Source organism: Nocardiopsis sp. TRM 82005 (assembly GCF_056312425.1).
The window spans coordinates 388998-404163 of sequence record NZ_JBWDTQ010000005.1 but is presented as its reverse complement, the minus strand read 5'-3'; the positions used below and the strand labels follow the sequence as shown (position 1 = coordinate 404163).

The following is a 15166-nucleotide window of genomic DNA, read 5'->3' as shown; positions in this document are numbered from 1 at the left end:
CGCAACGCCGCCAAGAGCAGGATCACCGCTGAAGGGGCCCGCACGTCGAAGAGCCCGCCACGTGGTGTGGCGGGCCCGGTGACTGGTAGGTCTGGGTGGTCTCAGGCGGTCTTGCCGGGTTTGCGCAGGTGGTGCACCCACGCGGGCGGGATGTTGGCGAACACCTTCTCGGAGCCGACGCCGTACCGGTCGATCCAGTCCTGCACCAGCCAGCTCGTACGTGCCTGGCGCAGGTAGTCCTCGCGGCGGGCGATGACCGCCTTGATCTCCTTGGTGTACAGGTAGCCGTAGAAGGACAGCGTTCCGCCCGGTTCGAGCACCTCGAAGTAGTAGTCGAGGATCTCCCGGACGGCATCGGCGCTGAAGTTCGCGAACGGCAGGCCCGACACGATCACGTCGTAGGAGCGGTCGGTGCCCATGTCGTTGACGAGCTTGGCGTGCACCCTGACGCTCTCGGAGACCCCGGACATGGCCGGGTCGGTCTTGAGCAGGTCCTCGACGTAGGCGGCGAACTCGGGGTTGGACTCCACGAGGTCGGCGGTGTCCCCGGGACGCATCGCCGCGGCGATCCCGCGGCTGATCGCGCCGGTTCCCGCTCCCGCTTCCAGGATGCGCAGCGGCTGGTCGGGTTCGGGTCGCCGCCGGACGTACTCGGCCATCGCATGGGCCAGCGCACCGCTGCTGGGAACGATGGAACCCGTGGCGTGGAAGGTACGTAGCGCCTGGCTGAAGAACAGTCGGGTGTCGCGCAGGCGCTCGTCCAACCTCAGGGAGGAGAAGGGTCCGGCAGGACTGTGTGTCTCGGACATACCCGAACGCTAACGCCTCGGCGCCGCCCGGGGGAGCCGGCGCGGCCGATACACCGGGAAAACACGGGCTGGGGCGGCTGTGCTCGGGTCCGCCGCCGGACCGGCCAGCCTCCCGCCTCCCGGCCGCCGTCCGGGGCCCGGGGCCACGTCCTACTCTGGGGGGATGAGCGAACCGGCCAGCACCTCCGAGACCCCCGACCACCCCCGGACCGCGCTGGTCACCGGAGCCTCGACCGGGATCGGAGAGGAGTACGCCCTCAGGCTCGCCGAGCGCGGCTACTCCCTGGTCCTCGTGGCCCGCCGGGGCGAGGCTCTCAGGGCCCTTGCCGAGGAGCTCGTCCTCCGCTACGGGGTCGGTGCCCAGCCCCTGCCGGCCGACCTCGGCACCGACGAGGGACTCTCCCTGGTCGTCAAGCGCCTGTCGGCCGACGGCACCGGCGAAGACGCCCCCGTCGACCTGCTCGTCAACAACGCCGGACGTGGCGACGGAGGCCCCTTCACCGAACAGGACCCCGCCGAGATCGACTCCATGCTCGGCCTCAACGTGCGCGCGGTCCTCCAGCTGGCCCGTGCCGTCCTGCCGGTACAGATCGCCCGCAGGAGGGCGGGCCGAACCCGGGCCAGGCTCGGCGTCATCAACCTCTCCTCCGTCGCGGGCGAGGTCACCGCCAACCCCGGCGGCTCGGTGTACGGGGCGGGTAAGAAGTTCGTAAGCCTGTGGAGTGAGAGCGTCGCCGCCGAGGTCTCCGAACACGACGTGCACGTCACCGCCGTCCTGCCCGGCTTCGTGCGTACCGACATGACCAGGCAAGTCCAGGAGAGCGGCCTGCCCGACTTCGCGTTCGTCCCCAAGGAGAGGGTCGTACGCGAGTCCCTCACCGCCTGGGCGGCCGGGCGGCCCAGCGTCGTTCCCGGCACCCAGTACAAGGCCGCCACGAGCATCCTGCGCTTCCTGCCCAAGCCGGTCCTGCGCGCGGCCGCCCGCAGGGTCTGGTGAGGCCGGGCCCCGCGGGGCCGGGTACGGCCGCCCCCGGCGCCGCCCGCGCGCGGTGTGGCGCATGCCGCCGACCACATGCTGAGACACCCTCGCTCCGTTGCGGCATCGGGCCGCCAAACCGCCTACGCTGGTAGCGCATCTGTCGGCCGAGGAAAGACACCATGAAGACCTTCGAAGAGCTGTTCGCCGAGCTGTCCGAGAAGGCGCGCTCCCGCCCGGAGGGGTCCGGGACCGTCGCCCAACTCGACGCCGGTGTCCATGCCATCGGCAAGAAGGTCGTCGAGGAGGCCGCTGAGGTCTGGATGGCCGCCGAGTACGAGTCGGACGAGCAGGCGGCCGAAGAGATCTCCCAGCTCCTCTACCACCTCCAGGTCCTGATGCTGGCCCGCGGGCTGCGCCTCGAGGACGTCTACAAGCATCTGTAGGTCGGCGCGCCCCCGGCGCGTACCGGCCATCGACGGACGTCCCCGTAACCGCAGCCACAGAAAGCCGTGAACATGCCCGACATGCTGAGAATCGCCGTGCCCAACAAGGGCCAGCTCTCCGAACCCGCCGTGGAGATGCTGCGCGAGTCCGGTTACCGGCAGCGCAAGAGCAGCCGTGACCTGGTCATGGTCGACCCTGACAACGACACCGAGTTCTTCTTCCTGCGTCCCAAGGACATCGCCGTCTACGTCGGCGAGGGCATCCTCCAGGCCGGGATCACCGGCCGCGACATGCTGCTCGACTCCGGCGCGCCCGTGGACGAGGTCCTCCCGCTGGGCTTCGGCGGGTCCACCTTCCGCTTCGCCGCCCCCGGCGGCGCGGACATGAAGGTGTCCGACCTCAACGGCAAGCGGATCGCCACGTCCTTCGACGGGCTCCTGCGCTCCTACCTGGAAGAGCAGGACGTCGATGCCCGCGTCATCCACCTGGACGGCGCGGTCGAGAGCTCCGTCAAGCTCGGCGTCGCCGACGCCGTCGCCGACGTGGTCTCCACCGGGACCACCCTGCGCCAGGCGGGCATGGAGACCTTCGGCGACCCGATCCTGGTCTCCGAAGCGGTCGTCATCCGGCCCACCGGCGCCGACGAGGACCCCCAGATCGAGACGCTGCTGCGCCGCCTGCGCGGCGTCCTGGTCGCACGCGACTACGTGATGATGGACTACGACGTGCACGCCGAGCAGATGGAGGCGGCGGTCGCGCTCACGCCGGGCATGGAGGGGCCGACGGTCTCCCCGTTGCACCGCGAGGGCTGGGTCGCGGTCCGTTCGATGGTGCCGCGCAAGGACGCTCAGCGCATCATGGACGACCTGTGGCAGCTCGGCGCCCGCGCCATCCTGGTCACGGACATCTACGCCTGCCGTCTGTAGCCGGTTCTTCGGGCCCCGCGACCGATCGGTCGCGGGGCCCTTCGCTTTCCGCCGCCCGTACCGCGTGCCACACCGTTGGGACCGACCGTGCGGGCACAATGTGGAGATGACCCAGCGAACTTCAGACGTTCCCGAAACCGATCCCCACGCTCCCGAGGGCGATTCGGTCACACTGGCCAGGGTGACCGGGGAGACCGGCGGCGACCTCGTCCTGCGCAGGGAGGGTGCGCACTACGAGATCTACTCCAACGGACTGTTCCTCATGGACACCCGGGACGGGACCTCCGAGCGCGAGATGGTTCGCGTCAGCCTGGCCGCGCTCCCCGCGGGCCGCTCCCGCTCCCGAGTGCTCATCGGCGGGCTCGGTGTGGGTTTCTCCGCCCGCGAGGCGCTGGACCACCCCAAGGTGTCCATCGTGGACGTGGTGGAGCTGGAACCCCACGTGATCGCCTGGCATGACGGCGAGCTGGGCGAGGCCGCCGAGTATGTGCACCAGGACCCGCGCTGCCGGGTGCTCAACGCCGACATCGTGGCGTGGCTGGAGGAGGCCGCCTCCGCGGAGAACCCCGTCCGCTACGACGTGATCTGCCTGGACACCGACAACGGCCCCGACTGGACGGTGGTGGAGCAGAACAACCGCCTCTACGAGGCGGCGGGGCTGGACCAGCTCGTCCGACTGCTCGCCCCCGGCGGTGTGCTGGCCTTCTGGAGCGCCAACGCGGTGTCCGAGTTCGAGGAACTGCTGCGCGGGCGGTTCGCTTCGGTGGAGGTCGTCGAGGTCCCGGTCGCGCGGGGCGTGCCGGACACCGTCTACCTGGTACGCGAACCGCACTGACACGCCCGGTCGGCACCGGGCGGAGCCCCGTCGCCGTCGTGCGGGACGGCGAGGCAGGGCGGGCCTGCGGGCCCCTCAGCCCTGGGACATGTACCGGGTGAACTCCTCCAGGGTGATCAGCCCGTCGCCGTCCTCGTCCATGGCCGCGATCGCTCGCAGAGCCTGGTCCTCGGTGCAGCTGTCTCCCAGGCGGTGCATCAGGTCGGCGTACTCCTGGGCGGAGATGCGCCCGTCGCTGTTGGCGTCGACGAACGCGAAGGTCGTCGCGTACTCGTTGGTGTCGGGCATCTGCTGTCCGTCTCCGAGGGGGTCAGGGGTTCGGTGAAAGGCTACCGGGGGCGTCCGGATTCGGGAAACGGCGGGAAGTGTCGCGAAAGCGGAAGGGGACGTGCGTCCGGCGGACCCCCTCCGGTACACGTCCCCCAAGGCGCTGATACCTAGTTGCCGCCCACAGAGCTCCGAGAGCCGATCCACCGCGCGATCACGGTGAACAGCAGCACCAGCACGAACAGGCACAGCGCGGCGCCCCAGGCACGGTCGATACCGGCCTCGAAGGGCTGCGTGGCGCCCCGGTACAGCTGGATCGGCACGGCGCCCTGCGCCTCGCCCTGGAACGCGGTCACGAGCAGGCCCGATCCGAAGGCGGTCAGCATCAGGGGCGCGGTCTCGCCGATACCGCGGGCGACGGCCAGCATCGAACCCGTGGTCAGGCCCGGCGCGGCGGCGGGCAGCACCGTGTACATGATGGTCTGCCACTTGCGCGCGCCCAGGCCGTAGCTGGCGTTGCGGATCTCGTTGGGGACCAGCCGCAGCATCTCCTCCGCCGACCGCGTCACGATCGGCAGCATCATCACCGCGATCGCCACGGCGCCCGCGAAGGTGCCGAAGCCCATGCCGCCCCAGCCGATCACCAGCAGGCCGTACACGAACAGGCCGACGAAGATCGAGGGGATACCCGTCATCACGTCGGTGAAGAAGCGGATCACCGAGGTCAGCCGGTTGGGCCCGTACTCCACGATGTAGACGGCCGTGGCGATGCCGAAGGGGATCGACATCAGGACCGCCAGCGCCATGATGTACAGCGTGCCGAAGAACCCGGCCGCGTATCCGCCGCCCTCGCGCCGCGGCGGCGGCTCCGTCTGGGTGAGGAAGTCGAGGTTGACCACGCCGATGCCGCGCCTGGTGACCTCGAAGATGATCAGGACCAACGGGATCATCGCCACGATCATGGCGGCGGTCAGCAGCACCGACGCCGAGCGGTCCTTGAACCTGCGCAGGTTCGAGCCGGGCGGGCGCTGGCTCAGCGGAGTGTGCCGGGCGGCTGGGGGAGTGGTGGTTTCGGTGCTCATACGGCGGCGTCTCCCGTTTTCTGCCCGAGGCGCCAGACGATGACGCGGGCCAGGATGTTGACGATCATCGTGACCAGGAACAGGGCGACACCGATCGCCATCAGCGCGATGCGGCTTTCCGGCGAGGACTCGCCGAAGGTCGCGGCGATGTGCGACGCCATGCTGCTGCCGGTGCCGAACAGGCTGGCGCCCCATGCCTGGGAGCCACCGATCAGCATCAGCACGGCGATGGTCTCGCCCAGGGCGCGGCCCAGGCCCAGCATGGCGGCGGCCACGATCCCGGAGAAGCTGGCGGGCACGATCACCTTGGTGATGACCTCCCACCGGGTGGATCCCAGTGCGTAGGCGGCCATCTGCTGCTCGACCGGCTGGACGGCGACGACCTCGCGGATGATCGCCGTCATGATCGGCAGGATCATGATGGCCAGCACGATTCCGGCGGGCAGGTAGCCGACCCCGCGCACCGGCCCCTCGAAGAGGAAGAACCAGCCCAGGGCGCTCTCAAGCCAGTCGAAGAAGGGGCGCAGCACGTTCGGCAGGAACCAGTGCAGGCCCCACAGGCCGAAGATGACGCTCGGCACCGCCGCGAGCAGCTCGACCATGTAGGACAGCGGCTTGGCGATGCGTCGCGGGGCCAGGTGGGTCAGGTAGACGGCGACCATGATCGACAGCGGCAGGGCGATGGCGATCGCGATCACCGCGGTGACCATGGTCCCGTAGATGAACGGCCAGGCGCCGTAGGTTCCGGTGATCTCGGTGCGGGAGGTGCCGGGGTCCCAGGTCTCTCCGAAGAGGAAGCCGAAGAAGCCCTCCTTGGCGAAGACCGGCCAGGCTTCGCTGGTGGTCCGGATGACCATCAGCGCCAGGATGATCAGCACGGTGGTGCCGCAGGCCGCGACGACCCACTTGAAGACCGGATCGGCAAGGCGACCCCTGCCGGACTGGAGTGTCCCCCGTCGGGAGTCCTCGGGGGCCTCGCGGGCCTCGGTGGACATGTGCTTCTCCTCTGTGGCTCTCGTGGGGAGTCTGGCCGCCCCGCCGGGCGGCGGAAAGCGGGGCCGGGGAGGCTTCCCCGGCCCCGCGGGGCGTTTACTCCTCGCCCGAGTCGGCCTCGGAGCCGTTCTCGGAGTTGGTCTTCTCCAGTTCGGCGATGACGCGGTCGGTCAGGCCCTCGCCCAGAGGCGCGTAGCCCAGCTCGCCGGCCAGCTCACGGGCGGACTCGTCGGTCAGGGCCCAGGTCCAGAAGTCGATGATCGCGTCGGCACTGGCCTGCTCGTAGCCGCAGGTGTAGGTGAAGATCCAGTTGGAGCCGGCGATCGGGTAGCCCTCGCCACCGATGTCGTCGATGGCGAACTGGAAGTTCTCGGGGATGTCGGCCTCCTCGGAGGCCGCGATGGTGGCGTCCAGGGTCGGCTCGATCGGGTTGCCGTCCTCGTTCACGATCTGGGCGACGGACAGGTCCGCCTCCTGCGCGAAGGACTGGTTGACGTAGCCCAGGCCGCCCGGGTTCTGGGTGATGCCCTGGGCGACACCGTCGTTCTGCTGGCCGCCGACCAGGCCGTCGGCCCAGTCCAGCTCCTTGCCCTCGCCGTAGTCGTCGGCCCACGAGTCGACCTCGGTGGACAGGTAGTGCGAGAAGACGTAGGTGGTGCCCGAGCCGTCGGAGCGGTGGACCGGGACGATCTCGTCGTCGGGCAGTTCCAGGTCCGGGTTGAGATCGGCGATGGCCGGGTCGTCGAAGGTGGTGATCTCGCGGTCGTAGATGGCCGCGATGGTCTCGGCGTCCAGGACGAGGCCGTCCAGGTCGGGGTTGTTGAAGGCGATGACGACCGCGCCGAACACGACGGGGAACTGCACGGCCTCGCAGCCGCGGGCGTCGGCGGCCGCAGCGAGGTCCTCCTCGCTCAGGTACTCCTCGGAGGAGCCGAAGTCGACGGTCTGCTCCAGGAACTGCTCGACACCGGCACCGGAGCCGACGCTCTGGTAGTTGACGCTGACGCCGGGCTCGACGTCGTTGGAGTAGGTGTAGATCCAGTCCTGGAAGAGGGGGTCGGGGAAGCTGGCCCCGGCTCCGGTCAGGGAGGCGCTGAGATCGCCGCCCCCGTCGCCGGAACCGTCGCCGTTGTCGCCGCCGCTGCTGCACGCCGCCGCGAGCAGGGGGATGGCTGCCAGGACGGCAAGCTTGGAACGCCCGTTGCGCATGTCGTAGTTCTCCTCGTTGAATCACCGCTGTCGGGGCTGACGTAAAACGACAGTAGATGCGCTGAAAGACACGGCGCCATCGAAATGGAGGCGTGCTGGTAGAAGCCGGGTGAATGCGAAGTGAATGGCGGTCACTATTTTATAACGGAGGCGTGTTTCCGGCTTTGCGCGGTTCTGTCATGTCTTCTGGACGCACTGTGATGACCTGCGTCTATGGCCTTGCTGGTGGGAACTTCGCGGTGGTCTTCCGGCAACGAAGGTGACGGGGCAGATTATCTGTCGGTTCACTTTCACGTTCATCGGAAGAGGAGGTGACGCCAAGATGAACAACGGGCCTCACCGGTGTCTCCCGGAAGGCCCTGTGCGATAATCCGTGACCTTGTCCCCGCGTTTTCCCTTCGGCTCAGGAGCCGTTCGCGGTGTCCAGCCGGTAACCGATTCCGCGCACCGTGTGGATGAACCTGGGCTGGGCCTCGGAGTCGCCCAGCTTGTGCCGCAGGCGGCGGATGTGGACGGCGATCGTGTTGTTCACCGGAGGTAGCGGCTTGTGCCAGACCTCGGTCCACAGCTCCTCCCGGCTGACCACCCTGCCGCTGTGTCTGAGCAGGAAGTCCATGATCCCGAACTCCCGCAGGGCCAGGTTGACCGGGTTGCCGTCCACGAACAGCCGGTGTCCCAGGGCGTCCAGCTCCAACGCGCCCGAGCGCAGCGCGGACGGAGAGGCGGTACCGTCCAGGCCGCCGCCGTCCACTCCCGGGAGGGAGCCGCGCAGCAGGGCCGCCAGCTCCGGGATCCGGTAGGGGCGGTTGACACAGGCGGTGGCCCCCGCCGCCAGCGCGCGCATCGCCCGCTGGGAGTCGCCGGGGCCCACCCCGATGAGGATCGGGATCTCCGTCGCCCGCCTGGTCACCCGCACCAGCGTCTCCAGGTCGACCTCGGGCGGGGTCGCGCTGGTCACCAGGGTGTCCGGCCGCGTCATCCCCACCCGCAGCAGCGCCTCGGCGCCGTCCACGCACACGGTGATGTCCACGTCGTGCCCGCTCAGTGACAGCACCAGCTGGTGTGACTGCTCGGACTCCGGCTCCACGAGCAGCACGCGGAGCGGCCCGTCCGACCGTTCCGGTCGCTCCACCGCTTCGTCCGCGACCGGGGCACCCGGGAGCGGAACGGCGGCGGAGGAGGTGAGCGCGGGCATGGAAGTCCACTTCGTCGAAGGAACGGGAGGGGATGGTTCCGGGCCGCTCGGCGGAGCGAGCCAGCGGACGGGGCTCGATCAGCGGTCACATCTGGTCGGCGGGGTCGGGACGGCTAGGTCGTGTTTTTTGCATCATTTCGGGCTCGCGTCCACCGGGCTGCCTCTCGCTACGCCTCTGCGCTCGTGAAGCACGACCAGGCTGAACTTCGCACACCGTCTTGCGAGAGATGGCCCGGACTGCCGCTCACTGACCCGAAAGCCTTCTAAAAAACACTCCCTAGTGGGTTGGCCGTAAACGTTGCGGGTGTGAAGCAGGAGGTTCCACGCTCATTGATCTTGTACTTGTAGCGAGATTGGACCGTCGAGCCACGCTATAAGTACAAGATCACGCTGGACAGCACCGCCTCGGCGAACCTTTGTGGTCACCGCACTAGCCGAAACGGCCGCTGATATAGTCCTCGGTCCGCTGGTCGGAGGGCTTACTGAAGATCTTGGCGGTCTCGTCGAACTCCACCAGGCTGCCGTAGCGCGCGCCCGTGTCGTCCACACCGGCGGTGAAGAACGCCGTGCGGTCGGACACGCGCGCCGCCTGCTGCATGTTGTGGGTGACGATGACGATGGTGTACTCGCTGGCCAGCTCGTACATCAGGTCCTCGATCTTGAGGGTCGCGATGGGGTCGAGGGCCGAGCACGGCTCGTCCATCAGGATCACCTCGGGGTTGACCGCGATGGTGCGCGCGATGCACAGCCGCTGCTGCTGGCCGCCGGACAGGGCGAACGCACTCTCCTTGAGCTTGTCCTTGACCTCGTCCCACAGGGCGGCCTTGGTCAGCGTCTCCTCGACCAGGTCGTCCATGTTGCCGCGCACGCCGTTGATCCTCGGGCCGTAGGCCACGTTGTCGTAGATCGTCTTGGGGAAGGGGTTGGGCTTCTGGAAGACCATGCCGATCCGGCGGCGCACCTCGATGGGGTCCACCTCGGGGGCGTACAGGTCCTCACCGTGGTAGGTCACCCTGCCCTCGACGCGGGCACCGGGGATGAGGTCGTTCATGCGGTTGAAAGTGCGCAGGACGGTGCTCTTGCCACAGCCGGAGGGGCCGATCATCGCGGTGATCTGACGGGGGCCCACCTTCATGTCCACGTCGCGCACGGCCTTGTTGCTGCCGTAGTGGATGGAGAGGCCGGAGACGTCGAATACGGGGTCGTCCAGGTTGGGGACCTCGCGGTTGTACCGGACGGTGTCGGGGGCGACGCCGCGACCGGTCTCGGTGCTGCGAGGGGAGGCGGTGTTGCTGACAGACATGAGGCCACTTCCGGGTCGGACTGTGCATGCGCCAGGGAGAGGCGGCCGGAGCCGCGGAGCGCGGTCAACCCCATGCAAATATGTCCATGTGAAGCGAGGGTGAACGAACCCCGTGACCGAGGTGAACGTGGGCGGTGGACTCGGAGGCCCCGCGAGAGCCGAGCGTTGTCCGCCTGTCACCGAAGGAGGTCGGCGGGGGACCTCCCTCCGCGCGGCGGTGCCGACCAGCCCGTTCCCGGAGTGTTCTCGGACCCTTCGTGCCACGGCGGGGCGGAGGGGCGCACAGGTGACCGGGTCCGAACCCGTTGGTGACCTTTCGGTCTGTCCGGTCCTGTTTTTCCGGCTTTTCCCGGGGGCGGTGCGGTGCCCGCGCGTTCGGTTCCGGGTACACAAACGCCCCCGGACACCCCGCCGCGGCGGGGTGTCCGGGGGCGGGCTGGCAGCTGGCCTACTCCTCGGAGTCGCCGCCCTGCTCAGCGATCTTCTGGCGGACCTCGTCCATGTCCAGCTCCCGGGCCTGGGTGATCAGGCTCTCCAGCGCGTCGGCGGGCAGTGCGCCGGGCTCGTTGTAGATGACGGTGCGCTCGCGAACGATCATCAGGGTCGGGATGGACTGGATCTTGAACTCGAAGGCGAGTTCGCGCTGTGCCTCGGTGTCCACCTTGGCGTGCACGATGTCGGTGTGCGTCTCCGAGGAGGTCTCGAATACCGGGGCGAACTGTCGGCAGGGACCGCACCAGTCCGCCCAAAAGTCGATGAGGACGAAGTCGTTGTCCTTCAGCGTCTCCGCGAAGTTGTCCTTGGTGAGCTCGACCGTGGGCACGTGGTCTCCTGTATCTGTTCGTTGGTTGGTGTCGACCGTCGGCCAACCGCCATCTCTCAGTGCTACAGCGGTCGTGCCCCCTCGTTTGTTCCATATGCGAACCCGGGCGTCACGGACTGTGCTGGTTGCCCTGTCAGTTTCCTCCTTAACACGTGTTACATACCTGTTTGGGAGGAAAGGGCGGCAACGGTTAGTGTCGGCTGCGGGGGTACGGAGCCAGCATGGTGGTCCTTGGTCCTGACAGAGGTCGGCCACGCGAATTTCCTGGTGAGAGGGTGAAGGATGGGTTCCGAGGCACACGGAGGGAACGAACGGGGGTCCGAGCAGCCCGTCGACTACCGCTTCACCCTCGCCAACGAGCGCACCTTTCTCGCCTGGGTCCGCACCGCGCTGGCGCTCCTCGCCGGTGCCGTCGCCGTCCTGCACCTGCTCCCGCTCGGCTGGGCCGAGGGGCCGCGCACCGTGGTCGGCCTGGTGCTGGCGGCACTGGCCGGGACCATCACCGTCTACGCCCCGCTGCGCTGGTACCACGTGCAGCGGATCATGAGCCGGGGCGAGGCCCTGAAGCTGAGCGTGCTGCCGCTGATCACCACCTTCGCGGTGGGACTGGTGTGCGCCTTGCTGCTGTTGGGCCACCTGCTTTGAGCCCTCCCGCCGAACGCGACGCCCCGGGTCTGCAACCAGAACGCACACTGTTGGCTTGGCAGCGTACGATCGCCCTGCTGGTCGTGGTGGGACTGCTGTTCCTGCGCGGTTCGCTGGCACCCGGGGACGACGCCGTCCCGGAGGCGCCGATCGTGGTGCGCGTGGCGGTGATGGCCGTGCTACTGGTCCTGGGCCTGGTTCTGGGGTTGCACCTGTGGCTTCGCTGGCGCGGCAGCGGGCACGGCAAGCACTTTCCGAAGACGGGGAAGCCACCGTCGTGCTTGGCGAGCCCGTGGGCGATGGCGGCCCTGTGCGCGGGTGTCCTCTTCCTCAGCGGTGTCCTGGCCCTGACAGTGCTCCTGGTGCCCTGAGGAAGGATCGGGAGAACGGAGCCGGAACGCGTCCCGCGCGGTGCGCCGGTCCGGTGCCGCTCCGTTCCCGGTCGGCGGCTCGCCGTCAGGGGAGCCGCTCCGCCGGACAAGAGGTGCGTCCGGCGGTTCTCATGCCCTTGTCGGGCTTGTGGCCGGGTACCCGGTGCGTCCGTCCTCGGCGGGCATGGGTGCGCCGTATCCCCGGAGTGCGAATCCTTGGGCAAGGGCCGATGGCGGCCCTCGGACCCGTCCGTTCACACGGCCGTGTGGGCCAGCCGAGGCGGAGTGGGCGCCCAGGCCGGACCGCGGCTCAGCTCACACGGGCTCTGGGACGGAGTCCGGCGTGTTGCGGTGCTCCACGATCGACCGGATGATGTCGTTGAGGTCGCGTTCGGGCCGGTAGCCGATCAGCCGCGCGGCCAGCGACGTGTCCGGGTAACGGCGCTGCATGTCCTCGTAGCCGTCGCCGTAGGCCTCCTCGTAGTCGACGAAGGTGATCGCGCTTTCGGACCCGGTCAGCTCCACGACCCGGTCGGCCAGCCCCTTGATGGAGACCTCCTCGTGCCCGCCGAGGTTGACGGCCTGGTTGTAGGCCTCCGGGGTGTCCATCAGCCGTAGGAGGGCGGGCACCACGTCGAACACCGAACCGAAGCAGCGGCGCTGCGTGCCCGTGCCGTACACGGTGATGGGCTCGTCCGTCATCGCCTGGTCGACGAAACGGGGGACCACCATCCCGTAGCGGCCCGTCTGACGGGGACCGACCACGTTGAAGAAGCGGGTGATGACGCACGGCACGCCGGACTGGGCGCCGTGCACGTAGGCCACCAGCTCGTCCAGGCCCTTCGCCGCGGCGTAGGACCAGCGGCTCTTGGTGGCCGGTCCGTAGATGCGGTCGGCGTTCTCCCCGAGCCCGTCGGCGTCGTTCTTGCCGTAGACCTCGCTGGTCGAGGCGACCATGTAGGGCACTCTGTGCGCCACGGCCGACTCCACCACGTTCTCCGTTCCGTGCAGGTTGATCTGTAGGGAGCGCAGCGGGTTGTCGACGATGTTGTACACGCCCACGGCCGCGGCCAGGTGGAACACGGTGTCCGCCTCCGCGATCAGGGAGTCGACCAGATCCCGGTCCAGGATGTCCCCTTCCACGAAGCGGAACCCGGGAGAGCCCTGTGCGTGGACCAGGTTCTCGGGGGAACCGGTCGACAGGTCGTCCAGGACGGTGACCTGATGTCCTCGGGCGACCAGGTGATCGCACAGATGCGAACCGATGAAACCGGCTCCGCCGGTGACTACAGCCTTCATGGTTTCCCCTCCACTACGGTGTTCCTCTGTCTTCTTCACTGGGGTGGCTTGCGCGCGGCCGACCGAGCCGCGCGCAGGGACAGGAGTGGTGTGCCGGGACGCGGTCTCAGGGCGCTCAGGCTGTGCAGCGCAGTACGTGGAAACCCTCTCCGAGCGCGGCCCCGGCCTGCATGCCCCGCAGGACGGCGAGGCTGCGCAGGGTGAGTTCGGAACGTGTGTGCGGGTGCTGGTGGTGCTGCGATCCGTACAGCTCCATGCCGTAGAGCTTGTCGGCCAGCTGCTCCTCGCTCAGCTCCACGATGAGGTTCGGCGGGCACAGCGGCTCCGAGCGCCAGTGGTCGGCGGCCTCCTCGTAGGACAACACCAGACGCGGGTGGTGGCGCAGCGCGGCGTTGGACGGGCGCAGCGCGGTGTGTACGGCCTCGGCCGTGGCCGCGTGGTCCTGGTTGTAGCTGAAGCGGTGCGGTGCGAGCACCACGGTGGGGCGGAGCCGTTCGACGGACAGCGGGCTCTCGCGTTCGATCACCTGCGTGAGGTCCACCCGGGCGGCGGAGTCGAGCCGCAGGTGGTGCTGGTCGCCGGGGAAGGCCATGTGCCAGTCGTCCAGGCGGAAGTGGTCGGCGACCTTCTTGATCTCCGTGTAGCGCTCCTCCGCGGTCGAGAAGCCCTTGGGAGACAGGTCGGCTGTGTCTCCGACGGTGAGGAACTGGACGAAGACCTCGGCACCCGCCGTCTTGGCCTTGCTGATGAGGCCGCCACAGCCGAGTGTCTCGTCGTCGGGATGGGGCGCGTATACCAGGATGCGTTCCTGTGACCAGTCCATCGTCATGCCGGTTTCCATCCTTTGCCTAGAGAGCGGTGGTTGTTGCCCGAACCTTGCGAGCGGCGTCGCGCCCGGTGGCGCGTCGGTGTTGTGGTTCTGTCCGGGTCAGCTCTAGGTTCTCGCCTGCCGGAGCACGTTCAGCGCTTCCGGACCGGTGTTGAGAAGAAGGTCGATCGCCGACAGACGAGGCGCGAAGTCGGCCGAGCCGCGCGCGTGCTGCGGATACACCGGGTGTCGGAAGTTCTGCCACTCGACGCCGAGCCCGTATCGGCGGAAGGTCGCGAGTTCCAGGTAGTCCCTGGCTCCGTCGCCTGAGAGCATGGTGGTGGCTCCCGCCTTGGCACAGATCTGAGCGAGGAGTTCGCTCTTGTGGCCGGGGAAGTCCCCGATCTCACTGGCTAGGAGCAGTGGGGTGTCGATCCCGAACCCCCGCATCAACATGCGTGTGGTCGCTATGGCCAGGTTCGCGAGACTGTCCCACTCCTCTTCGTACAGGTGGGCGATCTCGTCGCGGTAATCCTCCCAGTAGGGTGCCTTACGGTAACAGTGTTCCGCGAGTGCCTTGTAGTGTCTTGACTTCCATTTCTGGTTGTTGTCAACGACCTTGTCCCGTATGCGGTCGTCTCGACTGCCCTGAGCGACCGGAACGGTGAGTAGGACAGGTTTTCCGGCTCCTGCCACATAGTTACGGTTCTGCCACCCACGTCGCTCGAACTGGACGTTGTCAAGGATGACGAAGCGGTCGGAACGGTCAATCTTGTCCAAAAGTCCCAGCCATGGCAGATAGTGCGGCTGGTGGAGCGCCACCGTGACTCCGGCGGCTTCCTCACCGGTCGTGGCGGTGCGACTCTCCGGTACAGCGCCCTGAGGGCCGCTAGCACGATCAGGTGAGGAGGATGACGGTACGCAGTTCACGCCGAGCATTCTCCTTCTCTCCGTAGGTCACTTTGCACGGATTTTTCTGGGACCTGGACCTTCTGAGGTAAACCGAAGCCGTCTTGCGCACTCGGGTCCCAAATATCTTCTTATGGGTATCACCTCACGCAAGCCCGTGTATACGATTTGCGTGGCCTACATAGGACGCGAAACCGGGTGAACCTACCGATGCCGCAAGGCGTCAACCTAACACCGTCTTTGCGGGTTAATGTCGGTCCGAAATCGAG

The 15166-nt window shown here is 68.1% G+C and carries 17 protein-coding genes; 6 read left to right on the top strand and 11 right to left on the bottom strand.

Going from position 1 to position 15166, the window contains the following annotated elements; genetic code table 11:
• Positions 1–101: 101 nt before the first annotated feature.
• Entirely contained in the window at positions 102–809 is a 708-nt protein-coding gene (locus AC0T5L_RS04320) for a class I SAM-dependent methyltransferase (protein WP_476164021.1), read from the bottom strand.
• 163 nt (positions 810–972) lie between these two features.
• Here AC0T5L_RS04320 and AC0T5L_RS04315 point away from each other — a divergent pair, with 163 nt between their 5' ends.
• The 4 genes from AC0T5L_RS04315 to AC0T5L_RS04300 all read left to right on the top strand — a co-directional run bounded on the left by AC0T5L_RS04315 (position 973) and on the right by AC0T5L_RS04300 (position 3993).
• Entirely contained in the window at positions 973–1806 is an 834-nt protein-coding gene (locus AC0T5L_RS04315; protein ID WP_476164020.1) for an SDR family NAD(P)-dependent oxidoreductase, read from the top strand.
• A gap of 161 nt (positions 1807–1967) precedes the next feature.
• Positions 1968–2231, top strand: a complete 264-nt coding sequence (locus AC0T5L_RS04310) for a phosphoribosyl-ATP diphosphatase (protein ID WP_014913038.1) — start codon at positions 1968–1970, stop codon at positions 2229–2231.
• 72 nt (positions 2232–2303) lie between these two features.
• The gene (gene hisG / locus AC0T5L_RS04305) at positions 2304–3158 is read left to right on the top strand and encodes an ATP phosphoribosyltransferase (RefSeq protein ID WP_476164019.1); all 855 of its coding nucleotides are present in this window, start codon (positions 2304–2306) and stop codon (positions 3156–3158) included.
• Between the two features lie 106 nt (positions 3159–3264).
• On the top strand, positions 3265–3993 hold the full coding sequence (locus AC0T5L_RS04300) for a spermine/spermidine synthase domain-containing protein (RefSeq protein WP_476164018.1): 729 nt from the start codon (positions 3265–3267) through the stop codon (positions 3991–3993).
• 75 nt (positions 3994–4068) lie between these two features.
• Here AC0T5L_RS04300 and AC0T5L_RS04295 read toward each other — a convergent pair whose 3' ends face one another.
• From AC0T5L_RS04295 to trxA, 7 genes are all read right to left on the bottom strand, one after another.
• The gene (locus tag AC0T5L_RS04295; protein WP_476164017.1) at positions 4069–4281 is read right to left on the bottom strand and encodes an EF-hand domain-containing protein; all 213 of its coding nucleotides are present in this window, start codon (positions 4279–4281) and stop codon (positions 4069–4071) included.
• A 149-nt stretch (positions 4282–4430) separates the two neighbouring features.
• Positions 4431–5342, bottom strand: coding sequence for a phosphate ABC transporter permease PstA (gene pstA, locus AC0T5L_RS04290; protein WP_476164016.1), 912 nt, complete (start codon positions 5340–5342; stop codon positions 4431–4433).
• Entirely contained in the window at positions 5339–6337 is a 999-nt protein-coding gene (pstC, locus tag AC0T5L_RS04285; RefSeq protein ID WP_476164015.1) for a phosphate ABC transporter permease subunit PstC, read from the bottom strand. Before pstC ends, pstA begins: the two co-directional genes overlap by 4 nt.
• Before the next feature lie 94 nt (positions 6338–6431).
• Entirely contained in the window at positions 6432–7544 is a 1113-nt protein-coding gene (pstS, locus tag AC0T5L_RS04280; RefSeq protein ID WP_476164014.1) for a phosphate ABC transporter substrate-binding protein PstS, read from the bottom strand.
• Positions 7545–7947: 403 nt separating this feature from the next.
• On the bottom strand, positions 7948–8739 hold the full coding sequence (locus AC0T5L_RS04275) for a response regulator transcription factor (protein ID WP_476164013.1): 792 nt from the start codon (positions 8737–8739) through the stop codon (positions 7948–7950).
• A gap of 430 nt (positions 8740–9169) precedes the next feature.
• On the bottom strand, positions 9170–10042 hold the full coding sequence (pstB, locus tag AC0T5L_RS04270; RefSeq protein ID WP_476164012.1) for a phosphate ABC transporter ATP-binding protein PstB: 873 nt from the start codon (positions 10040–10042) through the stop codon (positions 9170–9172).
• Positions 10043–10490: 448 nt separating this feature from the next.
• On the bottom strand, positions 10491–10865 hold the full coding sequence (trxA, locus tag AC0T5L_RS04265) for a thioredoxin (protein ID WP_476164011.1): 375 nt from the start codon (positions 10863–10865) through the stop codon (positions 10491–10493).
• A gap of 282 nt (positions 10866–11147) precedes the next feature.
• On the opposite strand from trxA, the gene AC0T5L_RS04260 reads away from it, so the two are divergent.
• Together AC0T5L_RS04260 and AC0T5L_RS04255 are read left to right on the top strand one after the other, a co-directional pair.
• Positions 11148–11510 carry a YidH family protein gene (locus AC0T5L_RS04260; RefSeq protein WP_476164010.1) on the top strand — a complete coding sequence of 121 codons (363 nt, stop codon included), beginning with the start codon at positions 11148–11150 and terminating at the stop codon, positions 11508–11510.
• Positions 11507–11881, top strand: coding sequence for a DUF202 domain-containing protein (locus tag AC0T5L_RS04255; protein ID WP_476164009.1), 375 nt, complete (start codon positions 11507–11509; stop codon positions 11879–11881). Before AC0T5L_RS04260 ends, AC0T5L_RS04255 begins: the two co-directional genes overlap by 4 nt.
• 315 nt (positions 11882–12196) lie before the next feature.
• On the opposite strand, the gene AC0T5L_RS04250 is transcribed toward AC0T5L_RS04255, so the two are convergent.
• The 3 genes from AC0T5L_RS04250 to AC0T5L_RS04240 form a co-directional block, all read right to left on the bottom strand.
• Positions 12197–13180, bottom strand: a complete 984-nt coding sequence (locus AC0T5L_RS04250; protein ID WP_476164008.1) for an NAD-dependent epimerase/dehydratase family protein — start codon at positions 13178–13180, stop codon at positions 12197–12199.
• A 115-nt stretch (positions 13181–13295) separates the two neighbouring features.
• Positions 13296–14009: a PIG-L deacetylase family protein gene (locus AC0T5L_RS04245; protein ID WP_476164007.1), complete on the bottom strand. Its 714-nt coding sequence runs from the start codon at positions 14007–14009 to the stop codon at positions 13296–13298.
• Between the two features lie 105 nt (positions 14010–14114).
• Positions 14115–14927 (bottom strand): WbqC family protein, encoded by an 813-nt coding sequence (locus tag AC0T5L_RS04240; protein WP_476164006.1) that lies wholly within the window; start codon positions 14925–14927, stop codon positions 14115–14117.
• Positions 14928–15166: the final 239 nt, after the last annotated feature.